The 19,145-nt window shown below is 72.6% G+C and carries 11 protein-coding genes and 1 tRNA gene; 1 reads left to right on the top strand and 11 read right to left on the bottom strand.

Annotated features, from left to right (window positions below; all coding sequences use genetic code 11):
* Positions 1-102: 102 nt before the first annotated feature.
* Positions 103-1,062 (top strand): D-2-hydroxyacid dehydrogenase family protein, encoded by a 960-nt coding sequence (locus ABZ719_RS13365; RefSeq protein WP_366725317.1) that lies wholly within the window; start codon positions 103-105, stop codon positions 1,060-1,062.
* A gap of 119 nt (positions 1,063-1,181) precedes the next feature.
* On the opposite strand, the gene ABZ719_RS13360 is transcribed toward ABZ719_RS13365, so the two are convergent.
* From ABZ719_RS13360 to bldG, 11 genes are all read right to left on the bottom strand, one after another.
* Positions 1,182-1,255, bottom strand: a tRNA-Thr gene (locus tag ABZ719_RS13360).
* Between the two features lie 107 nt (positions 1,256-1,362).
* Positions 1,363-3,048 carry an alpha/beta hydrolase gene (locus ABZ719_RS13355; protein ID WP_366725316.1) on the bottom strand — a complete coding sequence of 562 codons (1,686 nt, stop codon included), beginning with the start codon at positions 3,046-3,048 and terminating at the stop codon, positions 1,363-1,365.
* A gap of 327 nt (positions 3,049-3,375) precedes the next feature.
* Positions 3,376-4,581: a DNA polymerase III subunit delta' gene (locus tag ABZ719_RS13350; RefSeq protein WP_366725315.1), complete on the bottom strand. Its 1,206-nt coding sequence runs from the start codon at positions 4,579-4,581 to the stop codon at positions 3,376-3,378.
* 499 nt (positions 4,582-5,080) lie between these two features.
* Complete coding sequence (gene tmk, locus ABZ719_RS13345; protein WP_366725314.1) at positions 5,081-8,488, bottom strand: dTMP kinase; 3,408 nt, start codon at positions 8,486-8,488, stop codon at positions 5,081-5,083.
* Positions 8,489-8,669: 181 nt separating this feature from the next.
* Positions 8,670-11,507 carry a type I DNA topoisomerase gene (topA, locus tag ABZ719_RS13340; protein WP_366725313.1) on the bottom strand — a complete coding sequence of 946 codons (2,838 nt, stop codon included), beginning with the start codon at positions 11,505-11,507 and terminating at the stop codon, positions 8,670-8,672.
* 267 nt (positions 11,508-11,774) lie between these two features.
* On the bottom strand, positions 11,775-11,972 hold the full coding sequence (locus tag ABZ719_RS13335; protein ID WP_366725312.1) for a hypothetical protein: 198 nt from the start codon (positions 11,970-11,972) through the stop codon (positions 11,775-11,777).
* Positions 11,973-12,282: 310 nt separating this feature from the next.
* The gene (locus ABZ719_RS13330) at positions 12,283-13,827 is read right to left on the bottom strand and encodes a class I SAM-dependent methyltransferase (RefSeq protein ID WP_366725311.1); all 1,545 of its coding nucleotides are present in this window, start codon (positions 13,825-13,827) and stop codon (positions 12,283-12,285) included.
* Between the two features lie 169 nt (positions 13,828-13,996).
* The gene (locus tag ABZ719_RS13325; RefSeq protein ID WP_366725310.1) at positions 13,997-14,611 is read right to left on the bottom strand and encodes a small secreted protein; all 615 of its coding nucleotides are present in this window, start codon (positions 14,609-14,611) and stop codon (positions 13,997-13,999) included.
* A gap of 382 nt (positions 14,612-14,993) precedes the next feature.
* The gene (locus ABZ719_RS13320) at positions 14,994-17,399 is read right to left on the bottom strand and encodes a sodium-translocating pyrophosphatase (RefSeq protein WP_366725309.1); all 2,406 of its coding nucleotides are present in this window, start codon (positions 17,397-17,399) and stop codon (positions 14,994-14,996) included.
* Positions 17,400-18,191: 792 nt separating this feature from the next.
* Complete coding sequence (locus ABZ719_RS13315; RefSeq protein ID WP_366725308.1) at positions 18,192-18,617, bottom strand: ATP-binding protein; 426 nt, start codon at positions 18,615-18,617, stop codon at positions 18,192-18,194.
* 106 nt (positions 18,618-18,723) lie between these two features.
* The gene (gene bldG / locus ABZ719_RS13310; RefSeq protein ID WP_009189842.1) at positions 18,724-19,065 is read right to left on the bottom strand and encodes an anti-sigma factor antagonist BldG; all 342 of its coding nucleotides are present in this window, start codon (positions 19,063-19,065) and stop codon (positions 18,724-18,726) included.
* Between the last annotated feature and the right edge of the window lie 80 nt (positions 19,066-19,145).

The following is a 19,145-nucleotide window of genomic DNA, read 5'->3' as shown; positions in this document are numbered from 1 at the left end:
CTCGGACTCCCCGTTCGTTCGCAGCTCTTACCGCACGGCCGCTCCTGCGGTACCCCTGGAGGGCCACAACCCGAACACCGAACCCGCAGGGGGACGACAGACATGCGACTGCGCTGCGCCGTGCTCGACGACTTCCAGAACGCCGCGCTCACCGCCGCCGACTGGTCAGCGGTGAGCGACCGGGTGGACGTCGTCCGGTACGCCGAGCACTTCACCACGCAGGACGCGCTGGCGAAGGCGCTCGCCGACGCCGACATCGTCGTGACCCTGCGCGAACGGGTCCGCTTCCCGGCCGCCCTCCTGGACCGGCTCCCGTGCCTGAAGCTGCTGATCGCCTCCGGCATGCGCAACTCGGCGATCGACCTCGCGGCGGCCCGGGCGAACGGGGTGACCGTGTGCGGCACCGAGTCCTCCGCCACCCCGCCGGTGGAACTGACCTGGGCCCTGCTGCTGGGCCTCGCCCGGGGGATCGTCCAGGAGAACAACGCGCTGCGCGGCGGCGGCCCCTGGCAGTCCACCGTCGGCGCCGACCTGCACGGCCGCCGCCTCGGCCTGCTCGGACTCGGCAGGATCGGCGGCCGGGTCGCCCGGGTGGGGCTCGCCTTCGGCATGGAGGTCACGGCATGGAGCCAGAACCTCACCGAGGAGCGGGCGGACGAGGTGGGCGTGGCCCTGGCGCCGAGCAAGGAGGACCTGCTGTCGAGCGCCGACTTCGTCTCGGTCCACCTCGCCCTGAGCGACCGCACCCGCGGCCTGCTCGGCCCCCGTGAACTGGCCCTCCTGAAGCCGACGGCCTACCTCGTCAACACCTCCCGCGCCGCCGTCGTCGACCAGGACGCGCTGCTCGCCGCGCTGCGCGAGGGACGGATCGCCGGGGCGGGCGTCGACGTCTTCGACACCGAACCGCTGCCCCTGGACCACCCGATGCGCACCGCCCCGCGCCTGCTGGCCACCCCGCACCTCGGCTACGTCTCCCAGGCCAACTACGCGCGCTACTACGGACAGGCGGTGGAGAACATCGAGGCGTACCTGGCGGGCCGTCCGGTCCGCGTACTGGGCTGATCCGGAGCCCGTCCCCTCGCCGGGACCCCGTCCCCTCGCCGGCTCCGGGCCGGTGAGGGGACGGATCCGGCCAGCCAAAAGGCCAGGTCACAAGGTATGTGACCTGGCCTTTTCAAGAGAGCCGCTTTCGGGATTCGAACCCGAGACCTACGCATTACGAGTGCGTTGCTCTGGCCATCTGAGCTAAAGCGGCGTGCTGCTCGCACCAGGGTGCGGTCGGCAACGTCCGTAAGTCTACACAGTTTCCGGAGGTGGTTCGTACCCGCCCCGGAGGGGGTGCCCCGGGGCGGGCAGGAGCGGCTATGAGCAGCGCTTTCCCTGGGCAGGCGGGGTGCCACGGAGCAGGTAGGCGTCGATCGCGGAGTCGATGCAGCGGCTGCCGCGGCCGAAGGCGGTGTGCCCGTCGCCGTCGAAGGTCAGGAGGTGGGCCGAGGAGAGCTGGCGGGCGAGGGACTGGGCCCAGCGGTAGGGGGTCGCCGGGTCACGGAGGGTGCCGACCACCACGATGGGCGCCGCGCCCTTCGCCTCGATGCGGTGCGCTGCGCCGGTGGGCTTCACCGGCCAGTACGCGCAGTTCAGGGAGGCCCAGGCCAGGCCCCTGCCGAAGACCGGGGACGCCTTCTCGAACGCGGGCAGGGCCTTCTCCACCTCGGCCGGGGTGTCGTACGCCGCAGGCAGGTCGAGGCAGTTCACGGCGGCGTTGGCGTACATCAGGTTGTTGTAGTGGCCGCCGGAGTCGCGCTCGTAGTAGCTGTCGGACAGGGCCAGCAGGGCGGCGCCGTCACCGTCCTTCATCGCCGAGGCCAGCGCCCCGCGCAGCTGCGGCCAGGCGGACTGGTCGTACATCGCCGCGATCACCCCGGTCGTGGCGAGCGCCTCGCCGAGCTTGCGGCCGCTCCTGTCACCGGTGGGGATCGGATGTGCGTCGAGCTTGCGGAAGAAGGCCGCGAGGTGGTCACCGGCCTGCCGCGGCGTCGTGTCCGTGCCCCCGAGCGGACAGTCGCTCTGGCGCACGCAGTCCTTGGCGAACGACTGGAACGCGGTCTCGAAGCCCGCCGTCTGGTCCAGGTTCATCCGCGCCGCCGACAGGGACGGGTCCAGCGCGCCGTCCAGCACCAGGCGGCCCGCCCGGTCCGGGAACAGCCCGGCGTACGTCGCGCCCAGGAACGTCCCGTACGACGCCCCCACATAGGTCAGCCGGCGGTCCCCGAGGACGGCCCGGAGGATGTCCATGTCACGGGCGGCCTCGACCGTGGAGACGTGCCGCAGCAGCCGGGGGGCGTGGGCGCCGCACCCCTCCGCGAACTTCCGGTACGCGCCCACCAGCGCGTCCGTCTCCGCGCGGTCGTCGGGGGTGACGTCGGTCTGCGTGTACGTGTCCATGTCGCGGTCGGCGAGACACTCGACGGGCTCGCTGCGGGCGACGCCGCGCGGGTCCATCGCCACCATGTCGTAGCGGGCGCGGACCTCGGCCGGGTAGCCGAGCCCGGCGTACTGCTGCAGGTAGCCGATGGCCGAACCGCCGGGTCCGCCCGGGTTCACCAGGAGGGAGCCCAGCCTGCTGCCCGGTCCCGTGGCCTTCTTCCTGGCCACGGCCAGCCGCACGTCACCCGCCGACGGCCTGGCGTAGTCGAGCGGCGCCTTCATCGTGGTGCACTGGAAGCCGGGCGCTCCGCAGTCGCGCCAGGTGAGTTTCTGGCCGTAGTACGGCGCCAGCGCGGACGGCGTGGAGCGCGGCAGCGCCGCCAGCACCGCGTCGGCCGCGGGCGCGGCCCGGTGGCGGGTCTCCCGGGCGGAACAGGCCGGCACGAGCAGGGTTACGGCGGAGAGCAGCGCGGCGAGGGCGATGCCGCGGCGGGAGGCCGCCGACCTGCTCCTGGATCTGGCCCGCGGGGCGGCCGGGGAGTCGCCCAAGGGGTCGTTCGGAGGGTCGTTCGGGTGACGGTTCAAGGGGTCGCTGGGACGAGGGGCGCGCCTGAAGTACATCGAGCGAGCGTAACTCTCAGCGATCACAGACGTACGCTGCGCGCGCGTCGTGCCCCGTACGAGTGATGCCGGGACGGAGGGACCGGCACCGAGAGTGAGGGCCGGGCGGAGCGGTCGGCGGACACCGGGGCGGCTGCGGGACGACCAGGTGCCGCCAGGGTGAGCACCGGAGCACCCACACGCTGCCGGGGCAGCACCGAGGGCGGGCGGAGGCCGGGCCTTCGGCTGCCAGGCGGGACGGCGGGGCGGCGGACTCGTCGGCTGCCCCGGCGGAGGCAGGCGGGCGGGGCGGGGCGGGAGCGGCAGGCCCGGGGCAGCCGGGCGGTGTCAGCCGGCTCTCAGCGCCATCGTCATCGCCTCCACCGCCAGCAACGGGGCCACATTGCGGTCGAGGGCGTCGCGGCATGCGGCGATCGCTTCTATGCGGCGCAGGGTGGCCTCCGGGGAACTGCCCCGGGCGACCCGCTCGAGGGTGTCCTCGACGTCCGCGTTGGCGATCGCCACACGGGAGCCGAGCTGGAGGGCCAGGACGTCACGGTAGAGAGCGGTGAGGTCGGTCAGGGCGAGGTCGAGGCTGTCGCGCTGCGTACGCGTGCGGCGCCGCTTCTGCTTGTCCTCCAGGTCCTTCATCACGCCCGCCGTGCCGCGCGGCAGCCGGCCGCCCTGCACCGCGCCCAGCGCCGCCTTCAGTTCCTCGGTCTCCTTCGCGTCCGTCTCCTCGGCGAGCGCCTTCGCGTCGTCCGCCGCCGCGTCGACCAGTTCCTGGGCCGCTTTGAGACAGCCGCCGATCTCGTCGAGACGGAGCGGAAGCCTCAGCACGGCGGCGCGGCGCTCACGCGCGGCCGGGTCGGTGGCCAGGCGGCGGGCCCGGTCGATGTGGCCCTGGGTGGCACGGGCGGCCGCCGCGGCGACGTCGGGTTCGACCCCGTCCCGGCGTACGAGCATGTCGGCCACCGCGTCCACGGACGGGGTGCTCAGGTTCAGGTGGCGGCAGCGGGAGCGGATCGTGGGCAGGACGTCCTCGATCGAGGGGGCGCACAGCAGCCACACCGTGCGGGGGGCGGGCTCCTCGACGGCCTTCAGCACGGCGTTGGCCGACTTCTCGTTCAGCCGCTCGGCGTCCTCGACCAGGATCACCTGCCAGCGGCCGTTCGCCGGGGAGGTGAAGGACTTGCGGACGGTGTCCCGCATGTCGTCGACGAGGATCTGCGCGCCCACGGCGGCGACGGTGGAGACGTCGGCGTGCGTGCCGACCAGTGCCGTATGACAGCCGTCGCAGAAGCCGCAGCCGGGGGCGCCGCCGAGGGCACGGTCGGGGCTGACGCACTGCAGCGCGGCGGCGAAGGCCCGGGCCGTCTGCGTGATGCCCGCTCCCGGAGGGCCGGTGAACAGCCACGCGTGCGTCATCTTCGACGCCTCGGGCGGCGCGGCGCCGGTGGCGGCCGCCGTCACCAGGGCATCGGCGTCCCGGGCAGCGGCGGCCAACTGCTCGCTGACCTTCTCCTGCCCGACGAGGTCGTCCCACACGCTCATGGGTCACGCCGCCCTTTCGTCATGGTTCGTGGTGCGGGATCCATTGTGCGGGGGCCCACTGACAACGGCGGACCACCGGCCGGCCCCCGGGGGGCCGCCCGGTGCTCAGAGGCCGGCGGTTCGGCGCGCTCCGGACGGTCCTGCACTCGGGCGGCCCGGCGCTCGGGCGGCCCGGGTGCTGCGAGCCGGGGGACCAGGAGCCCGCGGGTTCGGCGGCCCGGCGATCCGGGGCCCAAGGAGCCGGCGATCCGGAGTGGACCGACGTCCGGAAGCCCGGAGGCCCGCCGCACTCAATCCACTCCGGGACCGGCGATCCGCCGCCCGAGTCCAGTCGGCGCCGGCCCTCCGCCGCCCGAGTCCAGTCGGCGCCGGCCCTCCGCCGCCCGGGTGGGCGGCCGTGGCATGGCCTGCCAGGTCAGAGGGCAGGGGCCGACCGGTCCCTCCCCCGGCGCACTCGCAGACGCTGCGCGCCGACAACGCCCGCCGACCACACCCGCCTTCAGCCCCGGCGTCCGCGGCCCCGGCCGTCGTCGTACCCGTCCTCGTCCTGACGCGGTCCCAGCAGTTCGTCCGCCAGGGTCGGCAGGTCGTCCAGCGGGGTCTCCTCGGCCCAGTCCGGCCGCGGCCGGGCCGGACGGGCACCGCCGTCGGCCCCGACCTGCGGCAGCTCGCGCGTCCGGTCGTCGGAGCCGTCGGGCCGGACGGACGAGGGCCGCTCGTCCCGGAAGAAGCCCGGCGGAACCCGGTCCGCGATGTCCCCGCCACGCGCGTCGGCGGGGTCCGTGTCCCGCACCGGAGGCAGGACGGCGGTCTCGTCGGCCGCCCCGGCCGGGGCACCCGCTCCCCTGCCGCCGTCGCCGCCACTCCCGGTGCCGGTCCCACCGCCACCACCGTCGGAGGGCACCAGCGGCAGGACCGCCGTCTCGTCGGCCGCCCCGGTGGGCGCCTGCGGTCCCTTCGGCGCCGACGGCCCGGACGGTCCCGGCCGGTCGGACGGCTGCGGCAGCTCGGCGGTGACCTCCGCGTCGGACTCCGGCCCGGTGGTCCGGCCGGAGCCTCCGCCCGGACCACCGGAGCCGGAAGCCTCGCCCGGCTCGCCCCACCGACCGCTTCGGCCCTGGCCGCCCGGCTGGTCCCAGGTGTCACGCACCGGTGGCAGGACCGTCGTCTCCTCCGCCGGGTCGGTGGCCGGCCCGGCCCCGGCGGGCGCCGGGTTCACCACGGGGGTGGGCACGGTCACCGCGTCCGACGGCGGGGCGGCAGCGGCGGGAGGCTCCGGCCGACGGGGTCCCGACTGCGCCGCGGCAGCGGCCTGCTCGGCCGCCCGACGCGCCTCCTCGGCGCGCAGCAGCGCCTCCTCGGCCTTCTTCTGCTTCTCCAGGCGCCGCGCCTCGGCCTCGGCCCGTGCCCGGGCCTCCTCCTCGGCCTGGCGGCGCAGCCGTTCCTCCTCGGCCTTGCGCCGCGCCTCGGCCTCCGCGCGCGCCTGCTCCTCGGCGAGCAGCCGGGCGCGCTCCTCCTCGGCCCGGCGGCGCGCTTCCTCGGCGCGCTGCCTGGCCTCCTCGGCCTGCCGTTCGGCCTCGCGCCGCTGCGCCTCCTCCAGCTCGCGCCGCTTGCGCTCCTCCTCCTCGGCGCGCAGCCGGGCGAGCTGCTCCTGGCGTTCCCGCTCCAGGCGCTCCTCCTCGGCCTTGCGCCGGGCCTCTTCCTCGGCCTTGCGCCGCGCCTCCTCCTCGGCCTTCCTGCGCGCCTCCTCCTGGGCCTTCACCTCGGCCTCGGACAGCGGCAGCATCTGGTCGAGCCGGTGCCGGACGACGGTGGTGACGGCCTCGGGCTCCTGCCCGGCGTCCACCACCAGATACCGTCCGGGGTCGGCGGCGGCCAGCGCCAGGAAACCGGACCGCACGCGCGCGTGGAACTCCGCCGGCTCCGACTCCAGGCGGTCGGGTGCCTCGGTGAACCGCTCGCGGGCGGTCTCCGGGGAGACGTCCAGCAGGACCGTGAGGTGCGGTACGAGTCCGTTGGTCGCCCAGCGGGAGATGCGGGCGATCTCGGTCGGGGACAGGTCACGGCCCGCGCCCTGGTAGGCGACGGAGGAGTCGATGTACCGGTCGGTGATCACCACGGCGCCGCGCTCCAGGGCGGGCCGTACGACCGTGTCGACGTGCTCGGCGCGGTCGGCGGCGTAGAGCAGCGCCTCGGCGCGGTGGGACAGTCCCTGCGAGGACACGTCCAGGAGGATCGAGCGCAGCCGCTTGCCCACGGGCGTGGCGCCCGGCTCGCGGGTGAGGACGACCTCGTGACCCTTCTCCCGGATCCAGTCGGCGAGCGCCTCGGCCTGAGTGGACTTGCCCGCGCCGTCGCCGCCCTCCAGGGCGATGAAGAAACCGGACCCGGCGGGCGCCGTCACGGGGTCGTCGCCGCCGCGCAGCGCGTCGAAAAGGTCCTGCCGCAGCGGTACGCCGGAGCGGTCGTCGACCTTGGCCAGCACCAGGGCGGCCACCGGCAGCAGCAGCGCGCCGACGAGCATCAGGGTGAAGGCGGCGCCGCCGTGCGCGAAGACGAACCGGCCGTTCTCCAGCCGGTGGGGGCCGATCCCGGCCGCGACCAGGGGGGCGCACAGGGCGCCGACGGCCACGAAGACCCGTACCACCGCGTGCAGGTGATCGGTCATGCGCGGCCTGCGCTGGTCCTCGGTCTCCAGGTCGAGCAGGGTGTGCCCGGCGTTGGCGGCGATGCCGGCGCTCACCCCGGCCAGGGCGAGGAGCAGCAGGACGGTGGTGACGTCGGGGACGAGTCCGGCGGCGAGCAGGGCGATGCCGGTGACGGCGACGGCCAGCGCGAGCAGCCTGCGCCGCGACAGCGAGACGAGCGCCTTGGGCGCCGTACGGATGCCGACGACGACCCCGCCGGTCAGGGCGAGCACCGCCAGCCCGTAGAGCACCGGGCCGCCGCCCAGGTCGCGGGCGTGCAGCGCGCAGACGGCGACCGCGGCGGCGATCGCCCCGGCGACCGCCGCGGAGGCGAGTACGAGCAGCGGCACCGCTCCTGTGCGGCCCTTGTCCGCTCCGGTGCCCGCCTTGGGGCGGCGCAGCCCTTCCAGCGGCGACCGCGCGCGCGGGGTGTGCGTGCCGGGCAGTTCCAGGTAGGTCAGCACGGACAGGGACGCGGCGAACAGACCCGCCGCGACGTACGCGCCGAGTGCCGCCTGGTGCTGGTCGAACCAGGCGACGCCGGTGCCCAGGAGGTTGTTGAACAGGGAGGCGACGACCAGGACGCAGGCCGCCAGCGGGATCGCCAGGAAGGACGTCCGCAGCGACAGCCGGCGCAGGGCGTCGAGGTGGTCGGGCAGCGGCCGGACGGTGGCGCCCTCGGGGGGCGGTGCGGGCAGCAGCGCGGGCGCCGCGCTCTCGCGGCACACCGTCCACAGCCGCTCGGCGACGCCGGTCACGAAGACGGTCACCAGGAGGAGCGCCGGCGCGTTGCTGGGGGTCCAGTCGATCCACAGCGGGGCGACGATCAGCAGCGCGGCGCGCACACCGTCGGCGCCGACCATGGTCCAGCGCCGGTCCAGGGGCCCGCCGGGTGCGGTCAGCGCGGTGAGCGGCCCCAGGAGGACCGCTCCGAAGAGCACGGTCGCCACGATGCGGGCGCCGAAGACGATCGCCACCGCGAACGCCGCGCCCCGGTAGCCGCCGCCGAAGGATCCCTGGGCGACCGCCGCCTGGAGCACCAGTACGACGAGGACGAGGAGCGCGAGAACGTCTCCCACGCCCCCCAGCAGCTGGGCGCTCCACAGCCGCCTCAGCTGGGGTCGGCGCAGCAGCGCGCGTACGGCGCGCTCGCGGGAGTCCGCGACCAGTGCGTCGTCGGGGGCCGGTGGGTGGGCCGTTGGCTGCTCGGCTCGCGTCATGCGTTCAGCCTATCGGGACGCGCCGACAGCCCGCCGTGACCGCCCGAACGTCTGCGCGCCCCGGCGGGGATGTGCTGCCGGGGCGTGCGAGAGGCGTGCGCCGTGTGAACGAATGTGAAGAACCGGGGCACGGGGCCGTGGTCCCCCGAGTACCGGGGTACTCAGGGGGCCGCGGTACCGCTCAGTCCTCGGCCGCCGCCTTGGCCGCCGTCTTCTTGGCGGTGGTCGTCTTGGCGGCCGTCTTCTTCGCCGTGGTGGTCTTCTTCGCCGTGGTCTTCTTGGCCGCCGTCTTCTTCGCGGCCGTGGACGCCGTCTTCTTCGCCGTCGTCTTCTTGGCGGCGGCCTTCTTCGCGGTCTTCTTGGCCGGGCCCTTGGCGCGCTTCTCCGCCAGCAGCTCGAACCCGCGCTCCGGGGTGATCGACTCGACGCTGTCGCCGGAACGCAGGGTCGCGTTGGTCTCGCCGTCGGTGACGTACGGGCCGAAGCGTCCGTCCTTGACCACGACCGGCTTCTCGCTGACCGGGTCGGTGCCCAGCTCCTTCAGCGGCGGCTTGGCCGCCGCGCGACCGCGCTGCTTGGGCTGGGCGTAGATCGCCAGCGCCTCTTCCAGCGTGATCGTGAAGAGCTGGTCCTCGGACTGCAGGGACCGCGAGTCCGTGCCCTTCTTCAGGTACGGCCCGTAGCGGCCGTTCTGCGCGGTGATCTCCACGCCCTCGGCGTCGGCGCCGACGACGCGCGGCAGCGACATCAGCTTCAACGCGTCGTCGAGGGTCACGGTGTCCAGGGACATCGACTTGAAGAGCGACGCCGTGCGCGGCTTGACCGCGTTCTTGCCCGTCTTCGGGGTGCCCTCGGGGAGGACCTCCGTGACGTACGGGCCGTAGCGGCCGTCCTTGGCGACGATCTGGTGCCCGGTCACCGGATCGGCGCCCAGCTCGAAGTCGCCGCTCGGCTTGGCGAGCAGTTCCTCGGCGAGTTCGACGCTCAGCTCGTCCGGGGCGAGGTCGTCCGGGATGTCGGCGCGCTGGTGCTGCTCGGTGTCCTTCTCGCCGCGCTCGATGTACGGGCCGTAGCGGCCCACGCGCAGCACGATCCCGTTGCCGACCGGGAACGACGACACCTCGCGCGCGTCGATCGCGCCCAGGTCGGTCACCAGTTCCTTGAGGCCGCCGAGGTGGTCCCCGTCGCCGTTGCCGGCGTCCGCGGCACCGCCCTCGCCCGTGCCTTCACCGAAGTAGAACCGCTTCAGCCACGGCACGGCCCGCGCCTCGCCGCGCGCGATGCGGTCGAGGTCGTCCTCCATGCGGGCGGTGAAGTCGTAGTCGACGAGCCGGCCGAAGTGCTTCTCCAGCAGGTTCACCACGGCGAAGGAGAGGAAGGACGGCACGAGCGCCGTGCCCTTCTTGAACACGTAGCCGCGGTCGAGGATCGTGCCGATGATCGACGCGTACGTCGACGGGCGGCCGATCTCGCGCTCCTCCAGCTCCTTGACCAGGCTGGCCTCGGTGTAGCGGGCCGGGGGCTTGGTGGCGTGCCCGTCGACCGTGATCTCCTCGGCGCCGAGCGCGTCGCCCTCGGTGACCTGCGGCAGGCGGCGCTCGCGGTCGTCCAGCTCGGCGTTCGGGTCGTCGGCGCCCTCGACGTAGGCCTTCAGGAAGCCGTGGAAGGTGATCGTCTTGCCGGACGCGCTGAACTCCACGTCCCGGCCGTCGACCGCCCGGCCACCGATCTTCACGGTGACCGAGTTGCCGGTCGCGTCCTTCATCTGGGAGGCGACGGTCCGCTTCCAGATCAGCTCGTAGAGCTTGAACTGGTCGCCGGTCAGACCGGTCTCGGCGGGCGTGCGGAAGCGGTCGCCCGAGGGACGGATCGCCTCGTGCGCCTCCTGCGCGTTCTTGACCTTCCCCGCGTACGTGCGCGGCTGCGGCGGCAGGTAGTCGGCGCCGTACAGCTGCGTGACCTGGGCGCGGGCGGCGCTGATCGCCGTGTCGCTCAGGGTGGTGGAGTCCGTACGCATGTACGTGATGTAGCCGTTCTCGTACAGCTTCTGCGCGATCTGCATGGTGGCCTTGGCGCCGAAGCCGAGCTTGCGGCTGGCCTCCTGCTGCAACGTCGTCGTACGGAACGGGGCGTACGGCGAGCGGCGGTAGGGCTTGGACTCGACGGAGCGGACGGAGAAGGACGTCTGCTCCAGCGCGGCGGCGAGCGCACGCGCGTTCGCCTCGTCGAGGTGGAGGGTGTTCGCGCTCTTCAGCTGCCCCAGCGAGTCGAAGTCACGGCCCTGCGCGACACGCCGGCCGTCGACCGTCTGGAGCCGCGCGACCAGGGAGGACGGGTCCGACGGGTCGCCCGCGCGGCCGGTCGTGAAGGTGCCCGTCAGGTCCCAGTACTCGGCCGAGCGGAAGGCGATGCGCTCGCGTTCCCGTTCGACCACGAGCCGGGTCGCGACGGACTGGACGCGGCCTGCCGACAGCCGCGGCATGACCTTCTTCCACAGGACCGGCGAGACCTCGTAGCCGTAGAGGCGGTCGAGGATGCGGCGGGTCTCCTGGGCGTCGACGAGCTTCTGGTTGAGCTGGCGCGGATTGGCGACGGCCGCCCGGATCGCGTCCTTGGTGATCTCGTGGAAGACCATCCGCTTGACCGGGATCTTCGGCTTCAGCACTTCCTGGAGGTGCCACGCGATGGCCTCGCCCTCGCGGTCCTCATCGGTGGCGAGGAAGAGTTCGTCGGAGTCCTTCAGCAGGTCCTTGAGCTTCTTGACCTGGGCCTTCTTGTCGGCGTTGACCACATAGATCGGCTGGAAGTCATGTTCTACGTCCACACCGAGGCGGCGGACCTCGCCGGTGTACTTCTCGGGAACCTCCGCGGCCCCGTTGGGAAGGTCCCGGATGTGCCCGACGCTCGCTTCGACGACGTAGCCGGGGCCGAGATAGCCCTTGATCGTCTTCGCCTTGGCAGGCGACTCGACGATGACGAGTCGGCGGCCGCCCTGTGCGGTCTCGCTGGTCGGGGACAACTTCGCTCTTCTCTCCGGTCGACGCTTGGTCTCGCTGTGTCTCGCTGGATCTCCCCGGATGTGTGGATTCCCGGGGCCGGGCAGTGCTGACGCTGCGGAGTGTGACGGTACATCCCGCCCCCGTGTCAAACGGGAAAAGCCCGCAACGGCCACTCGAACGGTAACCCGACTACCGCCCTTCCTGCCGCCCGGAGTGCCGACGGGCCGGTCCGGGCAGATGCGGAAGGTGATCCACCGGATACGCGGAGCCGGGCGCCGCGACGGTTCTCACACGCCCGTCAGACCCCACGTCCCGAGCGCGAGACAGCCCACGGCGATCACGGACGCGAGGGTCACCGACACGGCCTGGTGCACCCCGAGGGCCACCGGCTCCCGGCGCCGTGCGCGGAGCACCGTCCACCCCAGCAGGACCGCTCCGAACAGGGCGAACACCGTCCCCGTGAAGATCGCCGGACCGCTTTCCACGTACGTACCCTCCCGCCCCGGATGCCCCCGGTCGGGGAGGCTGGCACCCCTGGACGACGGGCCGGCCAACCCCGCGTGAACGCCGGGCGGACCCGCGGACGCGCGGCTCGCCGACGACCGCCCGCCGGCCACCGGCGCTCGCTGGACGGATGACCGAAAAATGGTCGAAGGGACCGGCCGCGGGACGGCGGCGGTTCCGTTCCGGGGCGGGTCGGTCACGCGGAGGGGACCGCCTGGGAGGCCGGCCCTGCCTCGGTCCGGCCCGCCCGGAGCGCGCCGGGCGGGGGCCGGCCGTAGCGAGCGGGTGGTCTCAGCCCGCCGGGTTCCAGTCCGCCGGCTCCAGGAAGCCCTGCTCCACCAGCAGCCGGATCTGCGCCGGGGTGCGGTCGCGCAGCAGGACCGGGTCCTCGCCGACCAGCTGGGCGATGGCGTCCAGGATGCGGCCGGCGCTCAGCGTGCCGTCGCACACCCCCGCGAAACCGGCACCGACCGTGTCCACCGTGGTGGCCCGGCGCATGCCGCGGTGCTGCCGCAGCACGACGTGCTCCGGGTCCTCGGCACCGGGCAGCCCGACCTGCTCCTGCACCACTTCCCGCACGAGCCGGAAGTGCGCGTCGAGCAGCGCCGCGTCGTCGTGCTCCCGCAGGTAGTCGAGGCGGTCGAAGTGCGCGCGCACGGTGTCACCGAGCGGCTGTTCGACCGGGTGCGGCCATTCCTCGGCGGTGACCGAGGGAACGGCGGACCCCGTCCTGCGCAGGGTGATCCAGCCGAACCCCACGGCCTTCACCTTGCGCGCCTCGAACTCCTCCAGCCAGGCGTCGTACCGCGCCTGGTACTCCGCCGGGTCGCCGCGGTGGTCACCGGCGTCCCTCAGCCACAGCTCCGCGTACTGCGTGACGTCCTGCACCTCGCGCTGCACGATCCACGCGTCGCAGCCACGGGGCACCCACGACCTGAGTCTGTCCTGCCAGTCCTCCCCCTCGACGTGCTGCCAGTTGGCGAGGAACTGCGCGAAGCCGCCCTCGCTCAGCCGCTCCCCCGACTGCTGAACGAGCGTGCGGCACAGATCGTCCCCGCTCATCCCGCCGTCCCGGTAGGTGAGCCGGGCGCCCGGCGAGATGACGAAGGGCGGATTGGACACGATCAGGTCGAACGTCTCGTCCTCGCGGACCGGTTCGAACAGGGAGCCCTGCCGCAGATCGGCGGCCGGGGCCCCGGACAGGGCGAGGGTGAGGGCGGTGATGTGCAGCGCGCGCGGGTTGAGGTCGGTCGCGGTCACCCGCGTGGCGTGCCGGCTCGCGTGCAGCGCCTGGATCCCGGAACCGGTGCCGAGGTCGAGCGCGGAGCCGACGGGCGTACGGACCGTGAGACCGGCCAGGGTCGTGGAGGCACCGCCCACACCGAGGACGACACCCTCCTCACGGCTGCCGATGCCGCCCGCGCCGCCGACCGCGCACCCCAGGTCGGAGACGATGAACCAGTCCTCGCCGTCGAGTCCGCCGTACGGCCGTACGTCCACGGTCGCGGCCACCTCGTCACCGCCGACCCGGGTCAGCCAGCCGGTCTCCAGGCAGGCCTCGACGGGCAGGACGTCCGCCACGCGCGCGTGCGGCACGGGCTGCTGCAGCAGGAAGAGCCGGACGAGCACTTCGATCGGCGTGTCCCCGCGCGTGGCCCGCAGCGCGGGCACGGTCTCGCTGCGGGCGAGCGCGGCGTAGGCGGGCGCACCGAGCAGTTCGAGCAGTCCGTCGGCGGTGAACGACGCGCCGAGCAGGGCGTCCCGGAGCCGGGCGGCGACCTCCGGACGGTCGGCGGCGGGCAGGGCGGTCGGGGCGGGCAGGCTGGAGTCACTCACGCACCCATTGTGTCGGCTCCCACCGACATCGCACACGCGCGCACGCCCCGGCCCCCGCACACGCGTACGGCTGGACGCGCGCGAACGGCCGGCACGCGCGCGTGCCGGCCGTGTCTCGTCAGGTGCGGCCCCGCCGGGGTCAGCCGGGACCGGCCTCGGAGACGGCGCGTCAGCCGTTCGCCGGTGACGCGGTCGCGGAGGAGGCGCCGGTCGGGGCGGACTTGCAGCTCGGCTGGGTGGCCATCGCCTTGCCGACGTCGCCCTCCTCGAGGTTCTTGAGCGCGTCGTTCCCGGTCTTGCTCAGCTTGTCCAGCTGAGTGGCGATGTCCTTGAGCCCGTCCGCGAACTTGGCCTGGTCCTTGGTGTCGAGTTTGTCCACCTGCTCCTTGAGCGAGGCGTACGAGGCACCGAGGTCGTTCAGTTCCTTGACCGCGTCCTGCTGCTTCTTCTGGCCGCCGTCGACCTCGGGCGCGCCGGCCTTGTTCACGGCGGCGCCGATCGCCTTGTAGGCGTCGGACATGTCCTGGAAGGCCTGCGCGTCGGTCTCCTGGACCGTCTTCGTCGGGGTGTTGTCCGAGGTCTGCTTCTGGATCGCGGCGCTGGCGGCCTGGATCTTCTTCGCCTGCGGCTGGACGCCGTCGCACACCTGCTTGGCCCAGGTGTTCAGTGCGTCGTTCTTGCCGTCGTCGCTGCTGCCGGAGCATCCCGTCAGTGCCAGTGCCAGTACCGCACCGCCGGACAGTGCGGCCGCGAGCTTCTTGTTCACCGGATCGGTCCCTTCCATGGCTCTCGGCCCCGGAACATACACGCCGCGGGAACGCGGCCAGGGTCCGATCACCCCTTACATGCCGTCTTGCAGCCATTTGCACCAAGCGAGAGAAGGCTCACGACGCACGGGCCACAGCGCACGCACACGACTGACGGTCACGGATCGGGGCTCGGAAATTCGGGGATCGGGGCACACGGGGGGGCCGGAGCGCACGGCACACGGCACATCGGTCACGGATCGGGGCTCGGAGCACGGAGCGCACGGCTCATGGCTCATGGCTCACGGCACGCGGCCTACGGCTCACGGCCCCAGGTCCACCGGACACGCAACGGGCGGGCGGCGCGTCGCACGCGCCGCCCACCCGCTCCCGAGCCCGGCCTGCCGTACCGCCCTGCCCCTACGAGACCACCGCGGGGTCGGCCGGCTTGGACACCCGTTCGGCGCTCTCCTCGTCGCCGACGGCGATCCCGCGCCGCTTGGAGACGTAGACCGAGCCGACGATCACGAGCAGCGCCAGGATCGCGATCAGGACCCGTACACCGATGCTCTTGTCGTGCCCGTAGGAGAACTTGATGACCGCGGGCGCGATGAGCAGCGACACGAGGTTCATCACCTTCAGCAGCGGGTTGATCGCAGGTCCCGCGGTGTCCTTGAACGGGTCGCCGACCGTGTCGCCGATCACCGTGGCGGCGTGGGCCTCACTGCCCTTGCCGCCGTGGTGGCCGTCCTCGACCAGCTTCTTGGCGTTGTCCCAGGCACCGCCGGAGTTGGCGAGGAACACCGCCATGAGGGTGCCCGCGCCGATGGCGCCCGCCAGGTACGCACCGAGCGCGCCGACCCCGAGCGTGAACCCGATGAAGATGGGCGCCATCACGGCGAGCAGTCCGGGCGTGGCGAGTTCCCGCAGGGCGTCCTTGGTGCAGATGTCGACGACCTTGCCGTACTCCGGCTTCTCGCTGAAGTCCATGATCCCGGGCTTCTCACGGAACTGCCGCCGCACCTCGAAGACCACCGAGCCCGCCGACCGCGACACCGCGTTGATCGCCAGCCCCGAGAACAGGAAGACGACCGCGGCACCGGCGATGAGCCCGACCAGGTTGTTGGGCTGTGAGATGTCCATGATCAGGGTCATCGGCGTACCGGCACCCGAGAGCTTCGCCCCGACGTCCTGCGCTCCGGTGGTGATGGCGTCCCGGTAGGAACCGAAGAGCGCCGACGCCGCCAGGACCGCGGTGGCGATGGCGATGCCCTTGGTGATCGCCTTGGTGGTGTTGCCGACCGCGTCCAGATTGGTGAGCACCTGGGCGCCCGCCCCCTCGACGTCACCGGACATCTCGGCGATGCCCTGGGCGTTGTCGGAGACCGGACCGAAGGTGTCCATGGCGACGATCACGCCGACCGTGGTGAGCAGGCCGGTGCCGGCCAGCGCCACCGCGAAGAGCGCCAGCATGATCGACGTGCCGCCGAGCAGGAACGCCCCGTACACGCCGAGCCCGATCAGCAGCGCGGTGTAGACGGCCGACTCCAGGCCGACGGAGATGCCGGCGAGGACGACGGTGGCCGGGCCGGTGAGCGACGTCTTGCCGATGTCGCGGACCGGCCGCCTGGTGGTCTCGGTGAAGTAGCCGGTCAGCTGCTGGATCACAGCCGCCAGCAGGATGCCGATGGCCACCGCGACCAGGGCGAGGATCCGCGGATCACCGTCCTTGCCGCGGATCGCCGCGTCGGTGACGCCGGTCAGACCCGCGTAGGACGACGGCAGATAGGTGTAGACGGCCGCCGCGACCAGGGCGAGCGAGATCACCGCGGAGATGAAGAAGCCACGGTTGATCGCGCTCATGCCGCTGCGGTCGGCGCGGCGCGGCGCCACCGCGAAGATGCCGATCATGGCGGTGATCACGCCGATCGCGGGCACGAGCAGGGGGAAGGCGAGTCCGTCGTCGCCGAAGGCCGCCTTGCCCAGGATGAGCGCGGCGACCAGCGTGACGGCGTACGACTCGAAGAGGTCGGCCGCCATGCCCGCGCAGTCGCCGACGTTGTCGCCCACGTTGTCGGCGATGGTCGCGGCATTGCGCGGATCGTCCTCCGGAATGCCCTGCTCGACCTTGCCGACCAGGTCGGCGCCCACGTCGGCGGCCTTGGTGAAGATGCCGCCCCCGACACGCATGAACATGGCGATCAGCGCGGCGCCGAGGCCGAAGCCCTCCAGCACCTTCGGCGCGTCCGCCGCGTAGACCAGCACCACACAGGAGGCGCCCAGCAGGCCGAGCCCCACCGTGAACATGCCGACGACGCCGCCCGTACGGAAAGCGATCTTCATCGCTCTGTGCGAGACGGTGGTGAGATCCTTTTCCGGTTCGCCCTGGGCGGGAGTCGCTTCCCGGGCCGCGGCGGCGACGCGCACATTGCTGCGCACGGCGAGCCACATGCCGATATAACCCGTGGCGGCCGAGAAGCCTGCGCCGATCAGGAAGAACACCGACCGGCCGGCACGCTGATTCCAGTCGTCGGCGGGCAGCAGCAGGAGCAGGAAGAACACCACGACGGCGAATACGCCGAGGGTGCGCAGTTGGCGGCCGAGATAGGCCTTGGCGCCTTCCTGGACCGCTTCCGCGATCTTCTTCATGCTGTCGGTGCCCTCGCCCGCGGCGAGCACCTGGCGCACCAGGACGCCCGCGACCACGAGCGCGGCCAGCGCGACGGCGGCGATCACCGCCACGATGATCCGATTGTCGTTGGTCAGCACCGCGGCTGCGAAAGTCGTGGGTTGACCCAACTGATGAGGGGTAGAAAGCCCCGCCATTCGTCCTCCTTGACGCTTGGGCTGAGCTCAAGATGTGGACGGATTGTAGGTAGCCGAACCCGATCTAAACAGTGTGCGGTAAATGGAATCAGCCTGCACAGGCTCCTCAGCAAATGATCGCGCACTCGTCAGGGAACCCGAAAGCGGTAACGCCTCAAAAGCATTGACCCTTGATCCATTATCCGGCTATCGATCGTGAATGAATTCACGAAATCATGGCGGGTCTGCGGCCGGGGCGCCCCCGGCGGGCGTGTCCGCCCACCCTGGACACGTCGAAGGGCCCCGCGGGTGCGGGGCCCTTCGGACGGTACTCACCGGACGCGCGGCGAGAGGTACGCAGCTCACGGCCGCGCGCGACGCGCGGGAGCGCCAGGCCGCACGGACGCGCGCGGCCCACGAACCGGCATGGCGCAGGGAAGCGCGCCGACATACGCACGGACGCGCGCGGCCCATGAACCGACATGAGTCAGGAAAGCGCGCGGCCCGTGAACCGGCATACGCACGGAAGCGATTGCGGTCCACGGACGGGCACGGGTGCAGCCGCGCCGGCTGACGGACGGCAACCGTCGCAGAGGCGCGCGGCTCACACACGTGCACGCACGCTTCACGGCCGTGCGTGGCACGCAGGCGGGACCCCTCACAGAGGCGCGCAGCTCACGAAGGGGCACGCACGGACCGGCGCGAGGGGCACGCGGGAGCCTGCGCGGCCTCGTATCGGGTCGGACGGGGGCGGATCGGGTCGGACGGCCTCGGATCCGATCGGGTCGAGGCGGGCCGTCGGCTCGGCGGGGCTCAGGAAAGAACGACGTTCGGCGGCGCGGTCGGCCAGGTCATCTTGATCTGACCGCCGTCCTCCCCGGTCGAGACCTCGACGTCGTCGACGAGACCGCTGATGACCGCGAGGCCCATCTCGTCCTCCTCAGCCTCGGCGTCGTCCGCAGGGACGTCCCCGGGGTGGCGCGGAGCGTGCCGCGCCTCGTCGCCGACCTCGATGGAGAACTGTTTCTCCTCCTCGGTCAGCACGACGGTCACCGGCGCGGCGATGCCACCGCTCTGATGCAGCCCGACGGCCCGGGAACAGGCCTCGCCCACGGCGAGCCGGACCTCGTCGAGGACGGCCTCGTCGACCCCGGCCCTGCGCGCCACCGCTGCCGCCACCAGACGGGCGGTCCTGACGTGCTCGGGCAGCGCGCTGAAGCGGAGTTCGACGGTGGCCATGCATCCCCCTAGGAGCTACGGGCGTGCTGTCAGGGGGCCGGGCCGCCGAGAGCCGGGCCCCCCGCATGAACTTCTTCCGCCCCGGACACCGGCCCGGGGCCGGCGGTCAGTCGGTGGCCGCCACCGCTTCGTCGACCGAGGTGTGGATGGGGAACACCTTGGTCAGACCGGTGATGCGGAAGATCTTGAGAATGCGCTCCTGGTTGCAGACCAGGCGCAGCGAGCCCTCATGGGCACGCACACGCTTCAGGCCGCCCACCAGCACGCCGAGACCGGTGGAGTCGAGGAAGTCCACGCCCTCCATGTCGACGACGAGGTGGAAATTCCCGTCGTTCACCAGCTCGACCAGCTGCTCGCGCAGCTTGGGCGCGGTATATACGTCGATTTCGCCACCGACCTCGACGACCGTACGATCGCCGACGGTACGGGTCGACAGGGACAGGTCCACGGATCCTCCAGCACCTTGCTATCGAGCGGTCGCCCCTCGGGCACCTCGGCTTGAAGCCCCCAGGACGGTTCGCCAGCCGC

The organism is Streptomyces sp. NPDC006743 (assembly GCF_040703815.1).
Lineage (GTDB): Bacteria > Actinomycetota > Actinomycetes > Streptomycetales > Streptomycetaceae > Streptomyces.
Note: the sequence above shows the minus strand (reverse complement) of the source record. Positions and strands in the feature narration are given on the sequence as shown.

Coding starts and splice junctions, on each gene's coding strand:
- ABZ719_RS13350 (WP_366725315.1), bottom strand. CDS start 4,581: ATGAGCGTGTGGGACGACCTCGTCGGGCAGGAGAAGGTCAGCGAGCAG.
- ABZ719_RS13315 (WP_366725308.1), bottom strand. CDS start 18,617: ATGGCCACCGTCGAACTCCGCTTCAGCGCGCTGCCCGAGCACGTCAGG.
- ABZ719_RS13325 (WP_366725310.1), bottom strand. CDS start 14,611: ATGGAAGGGACCGATCCGGTGAACAAGAAGCTCGCGGCCGCACTGTCC.
- ABZ719_RS13355 (WP_366725316.1), bottom strand. CDS start 3,048: ATGTACTTCAGGCGCGCCCCTCGTCCCAGCGACCCCTTGAACCGTCAC.
- tmk (WP_366725314.1), bottom strand. CDS start 8,488: ATGACGCGAGCCGAGCAGCCAACGGCCCACCCACCGGCCCCCGACGAC.
- ABZ719_RS13365 (WP_366725317.1), top strand. CDS start 103: ATGCGACTGCGCTGCGCCGTGCTCGACGACTTCCAGAACGCCGCGCTC.
- ABZ719_RS13320 (WP_366725309.1), bottom strand. CDS start 17,399: ATGGCGGGGCTTTCTACCCCTCATCAGTTGGGTCAACCCACGACTTTC.